The 21736-nt window shown below is 66.1% G+C and carries 17 protein-coding genes; 14 read left to right on the top strand and 3 right to left on the bottom strand.

From position 1 onward, the window contains the following. The first annotated feature begins 59 nt into the window (after positions 1 to 59). Positions 60 to 1529 carry an alpha/beta hydrolase gene (locus F3N42_RS14325; RefSeq protein ID WP_150865257.1) on the top strand — a complete coding sequence of 490 codons (1470 nt, stop codon included), beginning with the start codon at positions 60 to 62 and terminating at the stop codon, positions 1527 to 1529. Here the strand turns inward: F3N42_RS14325 and F3N42_RS14320 are convergent. After that, positions 1523 to 1801 (bottom strand): hypothetical protein, encoded by a 279-nt coding sequence (locus F3N42_RS14320; protein WP_150865255.1) that lies wholly within the window; start codon positions 1799 to 1801, stop codon positions 1523 to 1525. The genes F3N42_RS14325 and F3N42_RS14320 overlap by 7 nt on opposite strands. Beyond that, positions 1798 to 2097: a hypothetical protein gene (locus tag F3N42_RS14315; RefSeq protein ID WP_150865253.1), complete on the bottom strand. Its 300-nt coding sequence runs from the start codon at positions 2095 to 2097 to the stop codon at positions 1798 to 1800. The genes F3N42_RS14320 and F3N42_RS14315 overlap by 4 nt, the downstream gene beginning before the upstream one ends. A 255-nt stretch (positions 2098 to 2352) precedes the next feature. Between F3N42_RS14315 and F3N42_RS14310 the strand changes: the two genes are divergently transcribed. From F3N42_RS14310 to F3N42_RS14260, 11 genes are all read left to right on the top strand, one after another. Beyond that, positions 2353 to 2955 (top strand): ANTAR domain-containing response regulator, encoded by a 603-nt coding sequence (locus F3N42_RS14310; protein WP_150865251.1) that lies wholly within the window; start codon positions 2353 to 2355, stop codon positions 2953 to 2955. Between the two features lie 7 nt (positions 2956 to 2962). Further along, positions 2963 to 4198 carry a CmpA/NrtA family ABC transporter substrate-binding protein gene (locus F3N42_RS14305; RefSeq protein WP_150865249.1) on the top strand — a complete coding sequence of 412 codons (1236 nt, stop codon included), beginning with the start codon at positions 2963 to 2965 and terminating at the stop codon, positions 4196 to 4198. Positions 4199 to 4530: 332 nt separating this feature from the next. After that, entirely contained in the window at positions 4531 to 5910 is a 1380-nt protein-coding gene (locus tag F3N42_RS14300) for a CmpA/NrtA family ABC transporter substrate-binding protein (RefSeq protein ID WP_224784957.1), read from the top strand. 15 nt (positions 5911 to 5925) lie between these two features. Then, positions 5926 to 6921, top strand: a complete 996-nt coding sequence (locus F3N42_RS14295) for an ABC transporter permease (RefSeq protein ID WP_150865245.1) — start codon at positions 5926 to 5928, stop codon at positions 6919 to 6921. Between the two features lie 34 nt (positions 6922 to 6955). After that, positions 6956 to 7816, top strand: a complete 861-nt coding sequence (locus F3N42_RS14290) for an ABC transporter ATP-binding protein (protein WP_150865243.1) — start codon at positions 6956 to 6958, stop codon at positions 7814 to 7816. Further along, the gene (locus tag F3N42_RS14285) at positions 7816 to 9027 is read left to right on the top strand and encodes an alginate export family protein (protein ID WP_150865241.1); all 1212 of its coding nucleotides are present in this window, start codon (positions 7816 to 7818) and stop codon (positions 9025 to 9027) included. The genes F3N42_RS14290 and F3N42_RS14285 overlap by 1 nt, the downstream gene beginning before the upstream one ends. 21 nt (positions 9028 to 9048) lie before the next feature. Continuing rightward, positions 9049 to 11595, top strand: coding sequence for a nitrite reductase large subunit NirB (gene nirB / locus F3N42_RS14280; RefSeq protein ID WP_150865238.1), 2547 nt, complete (start codon positions 9049 to 9051; stop codon positions 11593 to 11595). After that, complete coding sequence (gene nirD, locus F3N42_RS14275; RefSeq protein WP_150865236.1) at positions 11592 to 11963, top strand: nitrite reductase small subunit NirD; 372 nt, start codon at positions 11592 to 11594, stop codon at positions 11961 to 11963. Before nirB ends, nirD begins: the two co-directional genes overlap by 4 nt. 10 nt (positions 11964 to 11973) lie before the next feature. Further along, positions 11974 to 14664, top strand: coding sequence for a nitrate reductase (locus F3N42_RS14270; RefSeq protein WP_150865234.1), 2691 nt, complete (start codon positions 11974 to 11976; stop codon positions 14662 to 14664). Between the two features lie 5 nt (positions 14665 to 14669). Then, positions 14670 to 16139: a siroheme synthase CysG gene (gene cysG, locus F3N42_RS14265; protein ID WP_150865232.1), complete on the top strand. Its 1470-nt coding sequence runs from the start codon at positions 14670 to 14672 to the stop codon at positions 16137 to 16139. After that, on the top strand, positions 16136 to 16957 hold the full coding sequence (locus tag F3N42_RS14260; RefSeq protein ID WP_150865230.1) for a uroporphyrinogen-III synthase: 822 nt from the start codon (positions 16136 to 16138) through the stop codon (positions 16955 to 16957). Before cysG ends, F3N42_RS14260 begins: the two co-directional genes overlap by 4 nt. Positions 16958 to 17016: 59 nt before the next feature. Here the strand turns inward: F3N42_RS14260 and F3N42_RS14255 are convergent, their stop codons facing one another. After that, positions 17017 to 18261, bottom strand: coding sequence for an arginine deiminase (locus tag F3N42_RS14255; RefSeq protein ID WP_224784956.1), 1245 nt, complete (start codon positions 18259 to 18261; stop codon positions 17017 to 17019). A 76-nt stretch (positions 18262 to 18337) separates the two neighbouring features. Here F3N42_RS14255 and F3N42_RS14250 point away from each other — a divergent pair, with 76 nt between their 5' ends. Together F3N42_RS14250 and F3N42_RS14245 are read left to right on the top strand one after the other, a co-directional pair. Next, positions 18338 to 19477, top strand: coding sequence for a lipid A deacylase LpxR family protein (locus F3N42_RS14250; RefSeq protein ID WP_191621449.1), 1140 nt, complete (start codon positions 18338 to 18340; stop codon positions 19475 to 19477). A gap of 68 nt (positions 19478 to 19545) precedes the next feature. Then, positions 19546 to 21720 carry a S9 family peptidase gene (locus F3N42_RS14245; RefSeq protein ID WP_150865224.1) on the top strand — a complete coding sequence of 725 codons (2175 nt, stop codon included), beginning with the start codon at positions 19546 to 19548 and terminating at the stop codon, positions 21718 to 21720. Positions 21721 to 21736 lie beyond the last annotated feature (16 nt).

Genomic DNA, 21736 nt, shown 5'->3' with positions numbered 1-21736 from the left:
GGGGTCAGAGTTGAACCCGAGTCTTGACTCAGGTTCAACTCTGACCCCACTCTGACCCCGTGACCTCCGCACGCACGAAAACCGGTCTCGCCTACACCGCCATCTTCCTCTTCGGGGGCGTGATCGCGTTGCTGGTGACCGAGTTGGCCGGGCTCAGTCGGGTCGAGTTGTCGCCCTGGCACTCGTTACGGCTGGGAAAGCTTCAACGCACCTGCGTGGGCGGCCAGGTCTCTACGTTCAGCGCCTGGCAGGAGTGTGAAGAGAAACTGATTACCCGGTCCGGTGAAATGCTTGCCGAGGCAGTTGAACACTGGCCGGCGCTGTCACGCTTTGACCCGGCCAGCCCCACCTACGACCGGCAGTTCACACCTGACTGGAATCACACCGTGGAACTGGTGCCACCGCGCCCCGTGGGTGGGGCGGTGTTGCTTCATGGCCTTTCCGATTCCCCTTACAGCCTGCGCGCCGTCGCTCTGCGGCTTCATGACCTGGGCTTTCACGTGGTGGCGCCGCGCCTGCCCGGCCACGGATTGTTCCCCGGCGCCCTGAACGACGCCCGCTGGCAACACTGGCACAAGGTCACGGCATTGTCGGCGCGGCATCTTCGCGAATCACTGGGCGAGGACGCGCCCGTCATCATGGTGGGTTACTCAAATGGCGCTGCTCTCGCCATGGACCACGCGCTGTCGGCGATCGAGCACCCGGACGCTCCGGACTATGTCCTGCCCGACCGCATGGTGTTCCTGTCACCGGCCCTGGCGGTGACACGATTCGCGCGCCTGGGTGCGGCCATGGAAACACTGGCCCGTTTGCCGGGGCTGGAGGGGCTGGCCTGGAACAGCGTGGTGCCGGAGTTCGACCCGGTGAAGTACAACTCGTTTCCGGTACGCGCTGGTTACGAGATCGAGGTCCTGCTCGACCACGTCGAACGGCGACTGGCGCGCTTTTACGAGGATGGCCGGCTGGACGCCCTGCCGCCGGTGCTGACACTGCAATCGGTGGTCGACGACACTGTCCCACCCGGGCCGTCGCTGCACCGGCTGTATGACCGGGTTCACGATGAGCGCAGCGAGCTTGTCCTGTTCGATACCAACCGGGAAACCCGTGTCGAGGGTTTCCTGACACCGCAGGGTGATCACCTGGCTCAACTGTTCAGCCCGGATGCCGTCCGTGACTTCAGCGTCACCCTGGTGACTAACCGCAAGGGGCCAGATGGCGCGATGCGCGAGGTCGAGGCGGTCACCCGGTCCGCCGGCCAGTCGCAAACCACCCGGAGCCCGTTGGGGCTGGTGTGGCCTGACAACATCTATTCCCTTTCCCATGTTGCCGTCCCGTTCCCGCCGGACGACCCGGTCTACGGCGATGATGCGTCTGACGGGCTGCGGATGGGCGGCCTGGCCGTGAAAGGTGAACGTGGCGCCCTGCAGGTGCCGGCCGACCTGCTGGCCCGCCTGCGTTACAACCCTTTTCATGACTACCTTGAGCAACGGCTGGAAGCGTTTGTCCAGCCGCTGATCGCCGATCAGTGAATCGATCGCGGCGTCGAGCCGCAGCGTTCCGCAAAGCTGCCCCGTGCGCGCCAGCCGTTCAGCTGAGCCGCGCATTGCCTGTGCAGTTCCGGGAATAACGTAATCAGCGGGTGCTCCAGAAGCTTCACCAGCTGGCCGGCGACGGCCAGCGCCAGGCCGCAGCACGGCGCCTGCGAGTAGCGGTGCATCAGCGCGAACAACTGCGCCTGCATCTGGTCGAGTGGCTCGTGGTCGGTCGATAGGTCTTGCGAGTCAGTGTCCGCTGCGGTCATGACGGCTCCTGTGCGGGGTAGTGTTGCCGTGCCTGCTGGTACCGGGCGAGCAGGGCGCGAGCCAGCCTGCCGACGGTCCGGCGCCGGCGTGCTTCCAGGCTCTCCTGCGCCGAGAGCATGAACAGGTCGCGAAGCAGGCGCCGGGTGTCGGCCTGTTCCAGCTCGAAATCGGCGGCGTTCAGGGGGAACTGCTCGAGGACGTCGCGGAGATCATCCAGGCTCCAGCGCAGGAACAGGCAGCCGTTGCGGGTTCGCAGGCAGCGCATCTTGTGGTGGTTGGCGAGGGTGGCGGTCATCTCGTGTAGTCGCTCCCGTGGGTCATCGCTATTTACGATAATGATAATCATTATCAATAAGACCAATGGTCGCGTCAAGCCAGTACATTCGGCGCGGTCAATGCCCCGAGTTGGTGCGCGCGTCGGTGGAGCGCCCGGCCGAAAAGGCGACGACGGCTCGGTTTCGGCTTGGCCCGCATCTTGCTTTATTTACCCTGGCATAACACCAACAAGCCCGGCACGCCGGGCAACAGAACCAGGGCCAAAACGACGGCAATGCTTCGGGTCATACTCGTTGATCACATGGAATTGCGCGCCGAACTGCTGCGGCGAGCGCTGACGGAACAGGGCCACGAGGTGATCGCGGTGCTGACGTCATCGCTCGACATCCTGGAGCGGCTGGACCTGCTCGCGCCCGATGTCGTGCTGGCCGACATGCAGTCCCCGGACCGGGACACGATCGAGGATGTCCGCTTCCTGATGCACCGGCGCCCCTGCCCGGTGGTGATGTACGCCGGGGCGAGTGATCGCGAGTCCATCGCCCGGGCCATCGATGCCGGCGTCAGCGCCTATGTGACCGAGGACATCGACCCGAACGACCTGCAGCGGGTGCTGGACGAGGCCTCGCTGCGTTTCGACCAGTTCCGCACCATGCGGGACGAATTACGCGAGGCGCAAATGGCGTTGAAAAGCCGCAAGCTGGTCGACAAGGCCAAGTCGCTGCTGGTGTCACACCAGGGCCTGACCGAGCAGGATGCCCATCGCGCCCTGCAGCAGATGGCCATGAACCAGCGAATTTCCATCAGCCAGGCGGCGGACAACATCATCGCCATGCTGAAAGCCCTGCCGGAAGCGTCTTCACGACGCCGTAGCGGGTGACCCGGCGATGAAACTCCGTCTTGCCTATCTTCCGCTGACCGATGCCGCGCCCCTGGTGGTGGCGCGCGAGCTCGGGTTCTTCCGCCGCCACGGCCTGGACGTCACGCTGTCGCGTGAAGCCTCGTGGGCCAGCGTCCGTGACAAGATGCAGACCCGCGCCATCGACGGCGCGCAGATGCTGGCCACGATGCCGCTGTCGCTGTCACTGGGTGTGACCCATGCGCCCATCCCGATGGTGACGGCCTTCGTGCTCAGCCTGAACGGCAATGCCATCACGTTCTCCGAGAGCCTGGTCAACGACCTGCGCCAGTCGTCCGGGCTGCAACCGGGCGCCGCGCCGGCCGCCGTCGGTCGCGCGCTGAAGTCGCTGGTGGAGAAGCGCCGGACACTGGGCAAGCGACGTCTGTGCTTCGCCAGCGTGTACCTGACCGCGACCCACGCGTACGCACTGCGCTACTTCCTGGCCGCCAGCGGCATTCATCCCGACCATGACGTCCGGCTCGTGGTCATCCCGCCGCCGCGCATGGTGGAAGCGCTGTCCAGCGGGCTGGTCGATGGCTGCTGCGTGGGCGAGCCCTGGAACCACCGGGCGCAGCAGGAAGGTGTGGGCCGCATTATGCTGACCAGCTTCGACGTGCATAACAACATGCCGGAAAAGACCCTGGCCGTGCGCCAGGACTGGCTGCAGTCGAACCAGGCCGCGCATCACAACATGCTGATGGCGCTGCTGGAAGCGGGCCGCTGGATCGAGGATCCGGACAACCTGGACGAACTGGTCGCCCTGTTGGCGCGGCCGGAGTACGTCGACCTGCCGGCATCGGTGCTACGGCATTCGCTCGCCGGCGAAATCGCCCCCACCCTGGACGCGCCGCGTCGCGCCGTGCCCGGCTTCCACGTGTTCAGCCGCTACACGGCGAACTATCCGTGGTGCTCCCACGCGCAGTGGTTCCTGTCGCAGATGGTTCGCTGGGGCCATGTCGCGCCGGATATCGATATTCCCGCCGTGGCCCGCGAGGTATACCTTCCAGGGGTCTACCGGCAGGCCGCGGAAGACCTGGGCTTCGAAGTGCCGCGGCTGGAATGCAAGGACGAGGGCCATCACGACAGCGCCTACGAGATCGCCGGCCTGCGGCTGGGTCCGGACCGGTTTATCGACGGCGAAACTTTCGAGCCGGAACGGCTGGGCGCGTACCTTAAACGGCAGCGTTCCAGGGACATGGCGCTGCAGGATGACGGCGCCTAGCGCGCACGGTTTTGGTGACGGCGCACCACCCTGACGCGTCGTCATGGTGCCAATCTTCCCATCGCCACCGTTCAAAGTGAGAGGCGAGTTGCTCACAAGATATTGTTTTATAACGACATCAATAGATTTTCCCTGTTCTGGCACAAATATGGCATTGAATAGGGTGTGAATCCGCCTTCCGGGCCTGGGGGTCCAGGGCGCATTCCAGGGGTCAATGGCGACCCCAACTGCAAAGACGCTTCTTCCGGCTGCCGCCCGCTGTGGGCCACGCCGGCAATCTCGTTGACCAGCGTTGAGCGGGCCAGTGCCCGTGAACGTAAATGGAGAGAATGATGGAAGCAATCCACGTATTCATGGTTCGGGTCGTCTGTGGCGCCGCCGCATTGACAGTCGCGTTGACGGCACCCGTGGCCGCCGCTGAACTCGGCTGGCCCGAAAAGGAAGAACTCACCTTCGGCTTTATCAAGCTGACCGACATGGCGCCCATCGCCATTGCCTACGAAAAGGGCTATTTCGAGGACGAGGGGCTGTACGTCACGATCGAGGCGCAGGCCAACTGGAAGGTTTTGCTGGACGGCGTCATCGACGGCCGCCTGGACGGCGCCCACATGCTCGCCGGCCAGCCGCTGGCGGCGACCATCGGCTTTGGCACCCAGGCGCATATCATCACGCCGTTTTCCATGGACCTGAATGGCAACGGCATCACCGTGTCGAACGCCGTCTGGGACGCCATGAAACCGCATGTGCCGAAGCAGGCCGACGGCCGGCCCGCGCACCCCATCAGCGCCTCGGCCCTGAAGCCGGTGATCGACCAGTACCGCGCAGAGGGCAAGCCGTTCAACATGGGCATGGTCTTTCCGGTGTCCACGCACAACTACGAACTGCGCTACTGGCTGGCGGCCGGTGGCGTGCACCCGGGCTTCTACGCGCCTCACAAAGGCGATATTTCCGGCCAGCTCGAGGCCGAGGCGCTGCTGTCGGTGACCCCCCCGCCGCAGATGCCCGCCACCCTGGAGGCCGGCACCATCTACGGCTACTGCGTGGGTGAGCCGTGGAACCAGCAGGCCGTGTTCAAGGGCATCGGCGTGCCGGTCATCACCGACTACGAGATCTGGAAGAACAACCCGGAGAAGGTCTTCGGCATCACCGCCGAATTCGCCGAGAAGTACCCCAACACCACCATTCGCCTGACCCGTGCGTTGATCCGCGCTGCCATGTGGCTGGACGCCAACGCCAACGCTAACCGGCCCGAAGCGGTGCAGATCCTGTCGCAGTCGCAGTACGTGGGCGCGGACGCCGAGGTCATCGCCAACTCGATGACCGGCACGTTCGAATATGAGAAGGGCGACCGCCGCGAGGTACCGGACTTCAACGTGTTTTTCCGCTACTTCGCCACCTACCCGTACTACTCGGACGCCGTTTGGTACCTGACGCAGATGCGCCGCTGGGGGCAGATCGACGCCGACCAGCCGGACAGCTGGTACCGCGAGGTGGCCGAGAAGGTCTACCGCCCGGACCTGTACGCCGTCGCGGCAAAGTCGCTGGTGGCCGAAGGCCTGGCCGACGCCGCCGACTTTCCTGATTTTTCCACCGAAGATGGCTACCGCGCCCCGCAGTCGGAGTTCATCGACGGCATCGAATACGACGGTACGCGCCCGAACGCCTATATCGACAGCTTTCCCATCGGCCTGAAAACCGGGGACCGGTTGTAACCGGAGACCAAGGACATGAACAAAACCGTGACATTGCATCAATCCACCGGCCTGGCCGCGCTGCCGGCTCCCGTGCGGCGACTGCTGGGCATCGGTGTGAAGAACGTGGTCGTGCCCCTGCTGGGTATCGTCCTGTTCCTGGGCGCCTGGTCGATGGCCGCGCGCAACATCGACACCTCGCTGGGGCAGTTTCCGGGCCCGGCCACGGTGGCGCAGCAATTCGGCTCGCTGGTCAGCGAGCATCGCGCCGAGCGTGAGAAAGCCGAGGCGTTCTACCAGCGCCAGGAAGAGCGCAACGCCGAACGGCTGGCCCTGGACCCTACCTACGAGGCAAAGATCCGCCCCTACACCGGCAAGGAAACCTTCTTCGACCAGATCCGCACCAGCCTGGTGACGGTGATGTGCGGGTTCGCGCTGGCCGCGGTCATCGCCATTCCATTCGGCATCGCCATCGGCCTGTCCGAGACGCTGTACACGGCGGTCAACCCGGTGATCCAGGTGTTGAAACCGATCTCGCCGCTAGCCTGGCTGCCGATGGTGACGATGGTGGTCAGCGCGTTGTACGTGAGCGCCGACCCGGTGGTGCCGAAGTCGTTCCTGAACTCGATGATCACGGTCACCTTGTGCTGCCTGTGGCCGATGCTGATCAACACCGCCGTGGGCGTGGCCTCGATCAGCCAGGACCTGGTGAATGTCAGCCGGGTACTGAGCCTGCCGCCGCTGACCCATGTGCGCAGGATCGTGCTGCCCGCCGCGGTGCCGGCTATTTTTACCGGTATGCGACTGTCCATTGGCATCGCCTGGATGGTGCTGATCGCCGCCGAGATGCTGGCGCAGAATCCTGGCCTGGGCAAATTCGTCTGGGACGAGTTCCAGAACGGCAGCTCCGATTCGCTGGGTCGGATCCTGACCGCGGCCATCGTCATCGGCTTTATCGGCTTTTTGCTGGATCGCGGCATGCTGACCATCCAGCGCTTTGTTTCCTGGGATCGCAACAGTGCGGCCCGCTGACCGCCAGCCGGCGCCGCGAGGAGGGCGCAACGCCATGGAACCCAACAACGACATGATTCTTGATATCAGCCACATTGACGTGGTGTTCCCCACCCCCAAGGGCGCGTTCCAGGCCCTGAAGGACGTCGACCTGCAGATCAATCGTGGTGAGTACATTTCGATCATCGGTCACTCCGGCTGTGGCAAGTCCACGGTGCTGAACGCGGTAGCCGGCCTGACCGAGACCGCTCGCGGCGGGGTCATCCTGAATGGCCGTGAAGTCACCCGCCCGGGTCCCGAGCGCGCCATGGTGTTCCAGAACCATTCGCTGCTGCCGTGGCTGACCGCCTACCAGAACGTGGAACTGGCGGTGAGACAAGTATTCGGCAAGACCAGGTCGAAGGCCGAGCAGAAGGACTGGATCGAACACAACCTGCGACTGGTGCACATGGACCACGCCATGCACAAGCGGCCGTCGGAGATATCCGGTGGCATGAAGCAGCGCGTCGGCATTGCCCGGGCACTGTCCATGCAGCCCGACATCCTGCTGCTGGACGAGCCGTTCGGCGCGCTGGACGCGCTCACCCGCTCCAGCCTGCAGGACTCGATGATGGAGATCACGGCGGAGCTCAACAACACCGTGATCATGGTCACCCATGACGTCGACGAGGCGGTGCTGCTGTCGGATCGCATCGTCATGATGACCAATGGCCCGGCCGCCACGGTGGGCGAGATCCTGGATATCCCGTTGCCGCGCCCGCGCGAACGCATGGCCCTGGTGGAGGACCCCACCTACGTGCACTGCCGTTCCGAGGTGCTGCGATTCCTGTATGAGAAACAGCGCAAGGTCGAGGCGATCGAGCGCGGCAAGGGCGAGACGGCGAAGGCCGACGCCCGCGAATCGAAGGTGGCGTGATGAACAGGACCTGCACATTCACAATCGCGCTGGCGCTCGCAACCGCGGTGCCGGCACTGGCTGAAGAATCCTCCACACTGGGCGAGGCCGTTACCGGTGGCAAGCTCATTGCCGACTTCAACCTGCGCCTGGAAACCGTCGAGCAGGACAACGCGCTGAAAGACGCGACGGCGCTGACGCTGCGCTCCATCCTGGGCTGGCAGACCGGTGCCTGGCACGGGTTCTCCGCCGGCGCCGCGTTCCATGACAGCCGCCCGGTGTTCGGGGTCAGTGATTACTCGGTGCCGCAGACGGGTTACAAGCCGGGCGAGTACTCGGTGATTGCCGACCCGGAGACGACGGAAGTCGACCAGGCCTGGCTGCAGTACGCCAGCGGTGAGTTCAGCGTCCGCGCCGGCCGCCAGGTCATCAACCTGGATGACCAGCGCTTCGTCGGCTCGGTGGGCTGGCGCCAGGACCGCCAGACCTTCGACGCCGCGCAGGTGAAGTGGTCGCCGGCAGAGAAGGTAACGCTGCTGTACGCCTATCTGGACAAGCGCAATCGCATCTTCGCCAAAGACCAGGACATCGATTCGTCGGATCACCTGCTGAACGCCAGCTGGAAGACCTCGGTGGGCACGCTCACCGGTTTCGGTTACCTGCTGGAGAACGACGACGTGAGCGCGGATGGCCCGGATACCTGGGGCCTGCGCTTTAACGGCAAGCGACAGCTGGATGGCTTCGGCTTCCTGTACGCCGCCTCCTGGGCCACGCAGTCGGCCGATGACGGTCCGGTGTCGGTGGACGCGGACTACCTGTTCTTCGAGGCCGGTGCGGCATTCGAAACACTGACGGTCAAAGCCGGCTACGAGGTACTGGGCTCCGACAACGGCGTCTACGGCTTTTCCACGCCGCTGGCCACGCTGCACAAGTTCAACGGCTGGTCGGACCAGTTCCTGTCGACCCCGGCCGAGGGCCTGCGCGACCTGTACGCCAGCCTCAGCGGCAAGCTGCTGGGTGGTGGCTGGACGGTGGCCTGGCACGACTTCGAGGCCGATCAGTCCAGCGCCGCGGTCAGTGATTTCGGCAGCGAACTGGACCTGGTCTACACCCGCAAGTTTGCCGACCACTTCACGGCCGGCCTGAAGTACGCGCGCTTTGATGCCGGCCCCACGGCCGGTGGCCGCGTTGACACCGACAAGTTCTGGGCCTGGATTGGCGCGGCCTTCTGAACCGGTACGGAGGAACGAGACATGAGTGACAAGAAAACACTGCTGGTCGCAGGTAATGGCATGGTCGGCCAGCATTTCCTGGAGGCCGCCGTCGAGGCCGGCCTGGGCGAGCGCTACGACATCACTGTTATCGGCGAGGAGCCGCGCCCGGCCTACGACCGCGTGCGCCTGAGCGAGTACTTCTCCGGCGTCGGCGCCGAGGGCCTGTCGCTGACCACAATGGAATGGTTCGCCGACAACGACATCACCACGTGCATGGGTGTAAAAGTCGACGCCATCGACCGCGATGGCCGCCGCGTCACCCTCAGCGACGGCTCGGTCATGCACTACGACCGCCTGGTCCTGGCCACCGGCTCCTACGCGTTCGTGCCGCCCATCGAGGGCATCGACCGCCCCGAGTGCTTCGTCTACCGCACCATCGAGGACCTGGACGCCATCATCGCCGCCGGCGGCGCGGCCCGATCCGGCGCCGTGCTGGGCGGCGGCCTGTTGGGCCTGGAAGCGGCCAACGCGCTGAAGAACCTGGGCCTGGATGCTCACGTCATCCAGTTCGCGTCGACGCTGATGGAAGTGCAGCTCGACGGCGACGGCGGCCGCATGCTGGAATCGAAGATCGGCGACCTGGGCGTGAAGGTGCGTACCAACAGCAACACCCGCGCCATCGTCGACGGCGATGATCACCGGCTCAGGCTGGAGTTTGCCGATGGCGGTCACCTGGAAACCGACCTGGTGGTGGTCTCCACCGGTATCCGCCCGCGTGACGAGCTGTGCGAGGCCTGCGGCCTGGAGCGCGGTGAGCGCGGCGGTTTCGCCGTCGACGACCAGTGCCGCACCAGCGACCCGGCCATCTACGCCATCGGCGAGTGCGCGGCCTGGAACGGCCGCGTCTTTGGCCTGGTGGCGCCCGGCTACGAGATGGCCCGCGTGGCCGCCGGTGCGCTGGCCGACGAGCCCAGGACCTTCGCCGGTGCCGACATGAGCACCAAGCTGAAACTGCTGGGTGTGGACGTGGCCAGCATCGGCGACTCGCTGGGCCGCACCGCCGGCGCGCAGACCTACGCGTTCACCGACGGCCCCGCCGGCATCTACCGCCGTATCGTCGTCAATGCCGAGGGCAACCGGTTGCTGGGTGCCGTGCTGGTGGGCGATACCGAGCCCTACAGCAACTGGCTGCAGTACTGTATCAACGACATGCCCTTGCCAGACCAGCCCGAGGGGCTGCTGATCTCCGGCGTGGATGGTGAGGCCGGTGGCCTGTCCGCGGGTGCGCTGCCCGATACGGCGCAGGTATGCTCCTGCCACAACGTCAGCAAGGGCGGTATCTGCAACGCCGTGGATGACGGCGCCACCACGCTGGGTGACCTGAAGGCCTGCACCAAGGCCACCACCGGGTGCGGCGGTTGCACCCAACTGGTCACGCAGATCCTGAACATGGAGCTGGAATCGCGCGGTGTGGCCGTCGACAGGAGCCTGTGCGAGCACTTCCCCTACACCCGCCAGGAGCTCTACCACCTGGTGCGGGTGGAGGAGCACCAGACCTTCGAAAGCGTGCTGGAAAAGCATGGAAAGGGCCTGGGCTGCGACGTCTGCAAGCCCACCGTGGGCTCGATACTGGCGTCGTGCTGGAACGCCTACGTGCTGGGCGACGACACCGCGCAGCTGCAGGACACCAACGACTACTACCTGGCCAACATGCAGAAGAACGGCACCTATTCGGTGGTGCCGCGCGTGCCGGGCGGCGAGATCACGCCGGAAAAACTCATCGTGCTGGGTGAAGTGGCGAAGAAGTACGACCTCTATACCAAGATCACCGGCGGCCAGCGCATCGACCTGTTCGGCGCCACCGTGGAGCAGCTGCCGGAGATCTGGCGCGAACTCATCGACGCCGGTTTCGAGACCGGCCAGGCCTACGGCAAGTCGGTGCGCACGGTGAAATCCTGCGTCGGCAGCACCTGGTGCCGATACGGCCTGCTCGACAGTGTTGGCATGTCGCTTCGCATCGAGAACCGCTACAAGGGCCTGCGCGCGCCGCACAAGCTGAAGTTCGCGGTGTCCGGCTGCACCCGCGAGTGCGCCGAGGCGCAGAGCAAGGACGTCGGCGTCATCGCCACCGAGAACGGCTGGAACCTGTACGTGTGCGGCAACGGCGGCATGCGCCCTCGCCACGCGGACCTGTTCGCGACCGGCCTGGATAATGACGCCCTGATCCAGGCGATCGACCGGTTCCTGATGTTCTACATCCGCACCGGTGACCGCCTGCAACGAACCTCTGTCTGGTTGGAGAACCTGGAGGGAGGACTGGACTACCTGCGCGAGGTGGTTCTCGAGGATTCACTCGGGATCGCCGCGCAGTTGGAGTCGGAAATGCGCGACGTGGTCGATACCTACGAGTGCGAGTGGAAGCGCACCGTTGAAGACCCGGAAAGGCTCAGGCGCTTCCGCAGCTTCGTCAACTCTGACCGCACCGACCCGTCGTTACGTTTCACGCGCGAGCGTGGACAGCGTCGTCCGGCCGATGCCGATGAGCAGGTTGTCCAGTCCATTCCCCTCGTGGAGGTGAGCGCATGAGCAGTGAAGCCGTGAGCAGGGCCGTCGTGGCAGACGGCGTTGAGTGGCACGAGGTCTGTGCCGTGGATGACATCCTGGCGGGCACGGGCGTGGCCGCGCTGCTGGGCGAGACCCAGGTGGCGCTGTTCCGGCTGCGCGACGACCGGGTGTACGCGATTGGCAACCACGACCCGTTCAGCCACGCGCCGGTGCTGTCGCGGGGCATTGTGGGTGACCTGGGTGGCCGCGTCGTCGTGGCGTCGCCCCTGTTCAAGCAGCATTTTCGCCTGGAAGACGGCGGCTGCGTGGAGGACGAGGCCGTGAATGTCGGCAGCTTCCCCGTGGACGTGGTCGATGGCCGCGTGCGGGTTGGCGTGGCGGCTGGCTGACGGGTCCGTCATGACCGCGGGCAACACCGAAACCGCCACCACCTGCCCCTATTGCGGGGTGGGCTGTGGCCTGCGCGTATCGCGCTTCGGCGACGCGGTCCAGGTCACGGGCGACCCGGCGCACCCCGCCAACGGCGGCCGCCTGTGCGCCAAGGGCAGCCAGCTGGGCGCGACCGTGGCGCTGGACAACCGCCTGCTGGCCCCGGTGGTCGACGGCGTGGAGAGCGACTGGGGCACCGCGCTTGACCGCGTGGCGGAACGGTTTGCGGCTGTCCGTGCCGAGCATGGCCCGGGCAGCGTCGCCATGTACGTGTCCGGCCAGTTGCTGACCGAGGATTACTACGCCGCCAACAAGTTCATGAAGGGCGCGTTGGCCAGCGCCAACATCGATACCAACTCCCGCCTGTGCATGGCGTCCGCGGTGGCCGGCCACAAGCGCGCTTTCGGCGAGGACACCGTGCCCTGCGGCTACGACGACGTCGAGGCCGCCGACCTGGTGGTGTTGGTGGGCTCAAACCTGGCCTGGTGTCACCCGGTGCTGTACCAGCGGTTGCAGGCGTCGCGTGAAGACGGCGCCGGCCCCATGCTGGTGGTGCTGGACCCGCGCCGCACGGCCACCGCGGCCGAGGCTGACCTGCACCTGGCGGTGAGCCCCGGCAGCGATACCACCGTGTTCAATGGATTGCTGGCCTGGCTGGCCGAGCACGATAGCATCGACCAGCCTTATGTCGACGCCCACACCGAAGGGCTGGACGACGCGCTGGCGGCCGCGGGCCCGCTCGACCTGGCTGAGCGCGCGGGCCGTTGCGGCGTATCGGCGGCGGACCTGGCGTCGTTCTACCGGTTGTTCGCGGACAGCGATCGCGTGGTGACCGTGTTCTCCCAGGGCGTGAACCAGTCCAGCGTGGGCACGGACAAGGTCAACGCCATCATCAACGTGCACCTGGCCAGCGGGCGCATCGGCCGTAAAGGCTGCGGGCCGTTCTCGATCACCGGCCAGCCCAACGCCATGGGCGGGCGCGAAGTGGGCGGGCTGGCCAACCAGCTGGCGGCGCACATGGATTTCGAAGCCGACAACGTTGACCGCGTGCGCCGTTTCTGGGGTTTCGGGGCGGTTGCTGGTGCGCCGGGCCTGAAAGCCGTGGACCTGTTCGAAGCGGTGGGCCGCGGCGAGATCAAGGCGCTCTGGGTCATGGGCACCAACCCGGCCGTGAGCCTGCCCAGGAGCCAGCGGGTGCGCGAAGCACTGGCTCAATGTGAGTTCCTGGTGGTGTCCGAAGTCGTGCCGGACACCGATACCGCCGCCTTTGCTGACGTCCTTCTGCCGGCCCTGGCCTGGGGTGAGAAGGACGGCACGGTGACCAATTCGGAGCGCCGCATCAGCCGTCAGCGCGCGTTCCTGCCGGCGCCCGGCCAGGCCCGCCCTGATTGGCAGGCCATCGCCGGCGTGGCGCGGCGGATGGGGTTTGGCCCGTCCTTCGACTGGGCCGGCAGCGCGGCCATCTTCCGCGAGCACGCGGCACTGTCAGCCTTTGAAAATAACGGCGCCCGGGATTTTGATATCGGCGCGCTGGCCGCGCTCGGCGATGACGGATATGACGCCCTGGAGCCGGTCTGCTGGCCGTTTCCCGAGGGTGGTCCGCCAGCGGCGCGGCCGGTCGACATCTTCGCCGACGGGCAGTTTCGCCGGCCCGGCGGGCGTGCCCGCCTGGTCGCCGTGAACAGTGCTGGCACGCGGGCGGCAACAGACACAACCCGTCCGCTGATGCTGAACAGCGGCCGCCTGCGCGACCAGTGGCACACCATGACCCGGACGGCGCGAGCACCACGCCTGAACCGGCACGCGCCGGAACCCTGCCTGTACCTGCACCGCGCTGACGCGCGCCGCCTGCGGCTGGTGGCCGATTCGCTGGTCCGCGTGCGCAGCTGCGAAGGGCAGGCGGACCTGCGCCTGAAGCTGTCGTCATCCGTGGGCCAGGGGCAGGCCTTCATGCCGATGCACTGGTCAGGTCCTTACGCGTCATCCGCGCTGGCTGGCAGCTTGTTCGCCGGCGCGCTCGATCCACACTCCGGGCAGCCGGAGTTGAAGGCCCAGGCGGTGTCCGTCGAGCCGCTCGCCGTGGCTCGGCACGGGCTGGAACTGCTTGCGCATGATCGTGCGGACACCGCGCCGCCGCATGGTGCCGATTACTGGGCTCATGCCCGGCTGGACCATTGCGAGGCGCGATTCCTGGGTTTTTCTGACGAGCGCGACGACTGGGTCGAATGGGCCCGGTCCCGGCTCGTTGGTTGCGATTCGGTGCTGTCGTTTGGCGGTGATGAATCCCTGGTGCTGGCCGGCCTGGTCGATGAGCGGCTCGCCGGCCTGGTGCTGCTGGGCCGGCAGCCGCGGGTGCGCGATGTGCACTGGCTCGCTGGCCTGTTCGCCGAGGCGCCACTGGGCGCGGCTTCGCGCCGCGCCATCCTGGCCGGCATGCCGCCGGCGCTGGACGCACCCACGGGCGAGGGTGATGCCATTTGTGCCTGCTTCGGTGCCGGCAGCGGCGATATCGACCGCGCGCTGGAGGCCGGTGCGGCCAGCACCGCCGCCATCGGTGCGATGGTCAGGGCCGGCAGCAACTGCGGCGCTTGCCTGCCGGAATTACGCCAGGTGCTGGATGAAGACGATGAGCTGCCATTGAAGATGGCGGCCGGAGAGTGATGACCATGGAATACCTGCCGATTTTCATGAAACTGGATGGGCGCCAGGCGCTGGTCGTGGGTGGCGGCGTGATCGCCACGCGCAAGGCGGAGCTGGTGGCGAAGTCAGGCGCCCGGATCGTCATGGTGGCGCCCGAATTCTGTGATGCCGCGAAGACTGCTGCTGCGGCGGGCGGGTGGTCGCTGCATGAGCGCGCCTTCGTTGAGAACGACCTGGATGGCTGTGAACTGGCCATCGCCGCCACGGCCAATGCCGCCGTCAACCGCGAGGTCTACCGGGCCGCGCGGGCTCGGCACCTGCCAGTCAATGTCGCCGACCAGCCGGCGCTGTGCAGCTTTATCCTGCCCGCGATCGTCGATCGTTCGCCCGCCGTCGTCGCGATTTCCACCGGTGGCCGTTCACCGGTACTGGCGCGCTACGTCAAGGGCCTGGTCGAAAAAGCGTTGCCCGCGCGGCTGGGTCGCATTGCCGACACGCTGGGGCAGATGCGCGCCGACATTCACAGCCGCCTGCCTGACACGCGCAGCCGGCGCCGGTTCTGGGAGCGTTTGCTCAGCGGCCCCGCGCCGGATGCCGCCGCGGCGGGTCACACGCGAGCCGTGCGCGCCGAGGCGGAGCGACTGCTGGCTGACGAACAGGCGGGAGACGCAGCAAAAACCAAGGCGCGCGGGCGAGCCTGGCTGGTCGGTGCCGGCCCCGGCGACCCGGAGCTGCTCACCCTGAAAGCGCAACGATTGTTGCAGCAGGCCGATGTCGTGCTGTTCGACAGGCTGGTGCCCCTGGGCGTGCTGGACATGTGTCGGCGCGAGGCCGAGATGGTCTATGTCGGCAAGCGTTCCGGCGACCACGTGATGCCGCAGGAACACATCAGCCAGATGCTCGTCCGCTACGTGGCCGCGGGCCAGCGCGTTGTGCGCCTGAAGGGCGGTGACCCGTTCGTGTTCGGGCGCGGTGGCGAAGAACTGGAGGCCCTGGTCGAGGCGGGTCTCGATTTCGAGGTCGTCCCGGGCGTCTCTGCCGCCAACGGCTGTGCGGCCTACGCCGGCATTCCGCTCACCCATCGCGATCACGCGCAAGGCGTGAGCTTCTGGACCGGGCACGCGCGTGATGGCGAGCTCGACCTGGACTGGGCGGCGATGCGCAATCCGCGCCAGACCCAGGTGTTCTACATGGGTGCCGGCAACGCGGCATTGATCCGCGAGAAGCTGCTGGCGCACGGTGTCGCGCCCACCCTGCCGGTGGCCCTGGTTCAGGCCGGCACCACGGACGCGCAGCGCGTGCTGCGGACGTCGGTCCACGGCATGGCGGAGGCCGCGGCGACGGTGGACCGCTCTTTGCCCACGTTGATCATCATTGGCAGCGTCGTCAACCTGCGTCGCGACCTGGGCTGGTTCGAGGGCGATAGTCATGCCGATCCCGCGGTGTTTCCGCCGCACCTGTCCCGGCCGGCCGCCACCGTGGGCGATATCGCGTGACCCCATCACTGGCCGGTCGCGTCATCGCCGTGCCGGAGTCACGCGAACTCGACGTTCTGGAAAATCTTTTCCTGCGTCGCGGCGCCAATGTTCACCGTTGTCCACTGGTCAGCATCGTCGATGCACCGGATCCGGCGCCGGTGATTGAGTGGTTGCGGGCATTCATCGCCGAGCCGCCGGACTGGTTCATCCTGCTGACGGGCGAAGGCCTGCGCCGTTTGCTCGATGCCGTAGACCGGCATGGTCTCGACCGGGATGCGTTTGTCCTGGCGCTGTCGAATACAAAGGTGGTTTCGCGGGGCCCCAAGCCGGCCAGGGTGCTGAGAACGCTGGGCCTGGTGCCAGAGCACTTCGCCACCCAGCCGACCACCGGCGGGGTGATCGAAACACTGGAATCACTGGACCTGGATGGCGTGCGTGTCGCGGTCCAGCTATACGGCGATGACCCGAACCCGCCGCTGTCGCAATACCTGGACCAGCGGGGCGCGCGGGTGAGCTACGTGGCGCCCTACCGCTATGCCGGGCAGGCCTCGGAAGACGGTATCCGTGAGTTGGTCAACGAGATGGCGGCCGGCAGCCTGGACGCCATCGTCTTCACCAGCCAGGCCCAGGTCGACCGCCTGTTCGACGTTGCCGAAAAGCTCGCCATCACGGACACCCTGCGCCGCGGCCTGGAACGCGTCTGCGTGGCGTCAATCGGCCCCGTGGTCCGCGCCACGCTGGCCCGCCACGGCTGCCGCACCGACATCGAGCCGGAAGACCGTTTTTTCATGAAGCCCCTGGTCGTCGCCCTGGGCAACCAACTCGGTCCAAAGTAGCCTTTCCGCGTCACCCGTCACCCGTCACCCGTCACCCGTCACCCGTCACCCGTCACCCGTCACCCGTCACGCAGCAACGGGCAGGTCATGCAGTGCCCGCCGCCACGCCCGCGGCCCAGTTCAGAGCCGTCAATCTCGAGCACCTCGATGCCGGCGTCGCGGATGCGGGCGTTGGTGAATTCGTTCTTGGCGTAGGCCACGACCTTGCCCGGTTCGATGGCCACTACGTTGTTGCCGTCGTCCCATTGCTCGCGCACGGACTGGAAGTGGTCGCCACCGGTGGGCACCACGCGCAGCTTGCTGACGTCCAGTGCATCGGCCACCGCATCCAGGAAGGAGGGTTCCTTGTGGATGTCGATGGTGCCCGGCGCGTCCCCGGGTCGCAGGCTGAAGGCGCGGATGGCGTCGACCACGCCCGGGTAGACCGTGACCGCGTCGCGGTCCAGTAGCGTGAAGACGGTGTCCAGGTGCATGTGGGCGCGGTCGCGGGTCATCTGGCAGGCGATCACGCGCTCGGCGCTGCCGGCGTCGAACAGGGCCCTTGCCACCTGCTCGGCCATCGGCGCCGTGGTCCGTTCGCTGACGCCGATCAGCACGGTGCCGTTGCCAATGGGCATCGCGTCGCCGCCCTCAATCGAGGCGCGGCCGAAGTCCTCGTCCAGCCGCTTGACCTCGTCCTGGGGGTACCAGAACTGGAATCCGGCGTCGGCGAACATCGGGTGGAAGCGGTAGATCAGCTCCATGTTCAGGGTTTCGCGGCGGCGCGCGTGGTAGTACATCGGGTTCAGGGTGACGCCGCCATAGAGCCAGCATGACGCATCGCGGGTGAACAGCGAATTGGGCAGCGGTGGAATGACGAAGTCCATCGGCGCGAGCATGCGGTGCGCCAGTGAGCGCCGCCCCATGCCCAGGCCGTCGAGTTCCTCGCGGGTCAGGCCACCAGTCAGGATCAGGGCGAGTTGCGAGGGCATGGCCTCCGCGCACAGCGCGCGCAGGTCGTTGACAAGGCCCTGGCCGACGGTCATTTCGTCGACGACGCTGTCGATGGCGCGGTTGCAGGCTTCCGGTGATGCCTCCAGCGCTTCGCGCAGCAGGTCGACCAGGTAGAACACCTCCACGCCCTCGCCGCGCAGCACGTCGACGAAAGCGTCGTGCTCCTGCTGCGCGCGCTTGACCCAGATGATGTCGTCGTAGAGCAGGCTGGCGTGGTTGTCCGGTGTCAGTCGCTTGAGCTCCAGGCCGGGGCGGTGCACCAGCACCTTGCGCAGGCGGCCGACCTCGGAACCGACGTAGAATTCATTCATCATGGACTCCCCGTTATTCGGTGCGGGGAGTATACCGCCCGCTGACGCGGCGACGACGCGCACGTTAGGATACGGCATGCTTTCAACACACCCATTGAACCGCTGGCGCAGGGTTCGCCGCCTGGTCGCACTATTGGCGCTGGTACCGTTACTGGCCTTCGCGCAGGACGATCCCGTGGCAGACGATCAGGCCGATGCCGGCCTCGACGAATTCGGCGGTGGCGGCTACCTGACCTTCTACCTGGACAACGACCTGTTCGCCGGTGAGGACAAGGACTACACCAACGGCGCGCGCCTGTCGTGGATCAGCGATGACAAGCCGCTGTTCGGCGTGTTGCCCGGGCGCGAGGGGCTGGAGAAGCTGGCGGGCGCCTTGCCGTCGAAGGACTGGATGGCCCGGCTCTCCGGCTTCGACCCGGAGAATATCGAGAACGGTGATATCGCCGTCAACTACGGCTTCTCGGTGACCCAGCTGATGTTCACGCCGGACGACCCGGACTCGCCCACCCAGCCGCCCGGCCAGCGGCGTTACGCCGGTTGGCTGGGCGTGGGGTTTTCTGTCCACGCCAAGGACGAAAGCGCGCTGAACTCGGTCGAGCTGATCTTCGGCACCACCGGGCCGCGCTCGCTGGCGGAGAAGACCCAGGACTTTATCCACGATATCCGAGATATTCCGGAGTTCCAGGGCTGGGATGACCAGATTCCGAACGAGTTCACTTTCGACCTGGCGTACTCCCAGAAGCGCCGTGTACCGCTGATGGAGCCCGGCCGCAAGGGCTTCAGCGTCGACGGGTTTGGTGAATGGGTGGCCCGGCTGGGCACGTTCCAGACCCTGGCCGGAGCGGGTGGGTTTTTCCGCGCGGGCTTCAACCTGCCGGCAGATTTTTCCGACCCGCGTCTGTCGGCCACCGCCTATTCCAACCAGTACTTCGGCTCCGGCAAGCCCAGCGGCTCAAACTGGTCGGCCTATGCCATTTTCGGCGCTTACGCGGGCGGCGTGTTCTTTGACGCCACGCTGGACGGCCCGCTGTTCAGTGACTTCGAGACCGGCAACACCCGGGAAACCTGGATCGCCGACTCGTTCCTGGGGTTCGGCGTGCGCTGGCGCATGCTGGAGTTCAGCTACGCCCAGACCTGGCGCACCAAGACTTATGAAGAGCAGGTGGGTAACCCCAGCTTCGGCTCGCTGGCGCTGCGGCTGCGAATCGACACCTGAAGCGTCGCGGTGGCCGTGCCGGTTGGTGATACCATTTCTGCAACCTATCACTGCGAGGGCGGTGGCCCATGAAACGCATCAAACTGGCCGTCCTGCTGGCCGGCCTGGCCACGCTGGCCGGTTGCAGTAACGACACGAACGTACCGGCAGAAACGACCAATCGCGCTACGCCTGCCGTCGAGACACCATCTGGAATACCCGAGCCCATGGCTGAGAAACGACCCCAGGAACTGACCATTCACGGCGATACCCGCGTCGATGATTTTTACTGGCTGCGCGACGACGATCGCGCCGACCCCGAAATGCTCGCCTACCTGGAAAAGGAGAACGCCTGGTTCGAGCAGGAAATGGCGCACACGAAGCCGCTGCAGGAGGCCCTGTACGAGGAAATGACCGGGCGGCTGGATCCGGACGAGTCCAGCGTGCCTTACCTGGACGGCGGCTACTGGTACTACGAGCGTTATGTCCCGGGCCATGACTACGCCGTTTTCGCGCGCCGCGAGGGCACCATGCAGGCGCCGGAAGAGGTGCTGGTCGACGGCAACGCCCGTGCCGAGGGCCATGGCTTCTACGACCTGTCCAATGCCGAGGTCAGCGATGACCACCGCTACGTGGCCATTGCCGAGGACACCATGGGCCGGCGCATCAACGAGGTCCGTATTCTCGATACCCAGGCCGGCGAGTACCTGCCCGAGGTCATCGAAAACGCCTCGTCGTCGCTGGCCTGGTCCGCGGACGGGCGCTTCCTGTTCTACCTCGACAAGCACCCGGAGACGCTGCTCGCCTACCGCGTCATGCGGCACGAGCTGGGTACCTCCCCGGACGATGACGAGCTGGTCTACGAGGAAACCGACAACACGTTCTACAACGCGCTGTACCGGAGCCGTTCGGGCGACTGGATCGTGCTGGTCCATTCGGCGACCGATACCACCGAGTACCAGCTACTCGACGCGCGTGAGCCCGGCGGACGCTTCCAGGTGTTCCTGCCACGGGAGAAGGGCCACGAGTACGGCATTGACCACGCCGGCGAGCATTTCTGGGTCAAGAGCAACCATGGCGCCACCAACTTCGCCGTGTTCCGGACCACGCTGGAGAACTCGATCAACCCCGATGCCTGGGAGGCGGTCATTCCCGGTCGCGACGACGCCCTGGTGGAGAGCATCCAGGCTTTCGATGATTGGCTGGTCGTCGGTGAGCGCATGGATGGGCTGCGCCAGGTGCGCGTGCTGTCCCATGACGGCACGGTTGACCGCTACCTTTCCGCCGAAGAAGACAATTACGTGATGTGGCCGGGCTACAACGTGTCCACGCATACGCGGGTGCTGCGCTATGGCTATTCCAGCCTGGTCACCCCGGACCAGACCTGGGAAGTAGACCTGGCCAGCGGCGAAACCACGCTGCTCAAGGCCCAGCGCGTGCCTGGCTACGACAGCAGCCAGTACCGCACGGGGCGGCGGTTCATCACCGCCAGGGATGGCACCCGTGTGCCAGTGTCGCTGGCCTGGCACCGCGATACCCCGCTGGACGGCAGCGCGCCGGCCCTGGTCTACGGTTACGGTTCCTACGGGGCGTCCATGGACCCGTGGTTCCGCAACGCCGTGGTCAGCCTGCTCGATCGTGGTTTTGTCTACGCCATCGCCCATATCCGCGGCGGCCAGGAGATGGGCCGCAGCTGGTACGAGCAGGGCAAGCTGATGAACAAGCGCAACACCTTCAACGACTTCATCGATGTCACCCGTGGCCTGCAGGCCGGCGACGTGATCGACCCGGAGCGCACCTACGCCATGGGTGGAAGCGCGGGTGGGTTGCTGATGGGTGCGGTGATCAACCAGGCGCCTTCGCTCTATCACGGCGTGGTGGCCGCGGTACCGTTTGTTGATGTCGTCACGACCATGCTTGACGACAGCATCCCGCTGACCACGGGCGAGTACGACGAGTGGGGCAACCCCAACGAGCCGGAGGCCTACGAGTACATGTTGACGTATTCGCCGTACGACAACGTCGGCGAGCAGGACTATCCCAACCTGATGGTGGTCACCGGGCTGCATGACTCGCAAGTGCAGTACTTCGAGCCGGCCAAGTGGGTGGCGCGACTGCGCGACCGTCGCACCGACGACAACCGCCTGCTGTTCCGAACCAACATGGAGGCCGGTCATGGTGGCTCCTCTGGGCGCTATCGGCGCTACGAGGAAATCGCCGAGGAGTACGCCTTCATCATCGACCTCGCCCAGCCGGGCCGGTAGGGGCGGACGATGGGCC

Source organism: Marinihelvus fidelis, from assembly GCF_008725655.1.
In the GTDB taxonomy this organism is placed as follows: Bacteria; Pseudomonadota; Gammaproteobacteria; order Xanthomonadales; family SZUA-36; genus Marinihelvus; species Marinihelvus fidelis.
Note: the sequence above shows the minus strand (reverse complement) of the source record. Positions and strands in the feature narration are given on the sequence as shown.

Excerpts from the sequence above, each read along its gene's own strand:
- F3N42_RS14320 (WP_150865255.1), bottom strand. The coding sequence starts at position 1,801 with ATGACCGCAGCGGACACTGACTCGCAAGACCTATCGACCGACCACGAG.
- F3N42_RS14315 (WP_150865253.1), bottom strand. The coding sequence starts at position 2,097 with ATGACCGCCACCCTCGCCAACCACCACAAGATGCGCTGCCTGCGAACC.
- F3N42_RS14310 (WP_150865251.1), top strand. The coding sequence starts at position 2,353 with ATGCTTCGGGTCATACTCGTTGATCACATGGAATTGCGCGCCGAACTG.
- F3N42_RS14305 (WP_150865249.1), top strand. The coding sequence starts at position 2,963 with ATGAAACTCCGTCTTGCCTATCTTCCGCTGACCGATGCCGCGCCCCTG.
- F3N42_RS14300 (WP_224784957.1), top strand. The coding sequence starts at position 4,531 with ATGGAAGCAATCCACGTATTCATGGTTCGGGTCGTCTGTGGCGCCGCC.
- F3N42_RS14295 (WP_150865245.1), top strand. The coding sequence starts at position 5,926 with ATGAACAAAACCGTGACATTGCATCAATCCACCGGCCTGGCCGCGCTG.
- F3N42_RS14290 (WP_150865243.1), top strand. The coding sequence starts at position 6,956 with ATGGAACCCAACAACGACATGATTCTTGATATCAGCCACATTGACGTG.
- F3N42_RS14285 (WP_150865241.1), top strand. The coding sequence starts at position 7,816 with ATGAACAGGACCTGCACATTCACAATCGCGCTGGCGCTCGCAACCGCG.
- nirB (WP_150865238.1), top strand. The coding sequence starts at position 9,049 with ATGAGTGACAAGAAAACACTGCTGGTCGCAGGTAATGGCATGGTCGGC.
- nirD (WP_150865236.1), top strand. The coding sequence starts at position 11,592 with ATGAGCAGTGAAGCCGTGAGCAGGGCCGTCGTGGCAGACGGCGTTGAG.
- F3N42_RS14270 (WP_150865234.1), top strand. The coding sequence starts at position 11,974 with ATGACCGCGGGCAACACCGAAACCGCCACCACCTGCCCCTATTGCGGG.
- cysG (WP_150865232.1), top strand. The coding sequence starts at position 14,670 with ATGGAATACCTGCCGATTTTCATGAAACTGGATGGGCGCCAGGCGCTG.
- F3N42_RS14255 (WP_224784956.1), bottom strand. The coding sequence starts at position 18,261 with ATGAATGAATTCTACGTCGGTTCCGAGGTCGGCCGCCTGCGCAAGGTG.
- F3N42_RS14250 (WP_191621449.1), top strand. The coding sequence starts at position 18,338 with ATGCTTTCAACACACCCATTGAACCGCTGGCGCAGGGTTCGCCGCCTG.
- F3N42_RS14245 (WP_150865224.1), top strand. The coding sequence starts at position 19,546 with ATGAAACGCATCAAACTGGCCGTCCTGCTGGCCGGCCTGGCCACGCTG.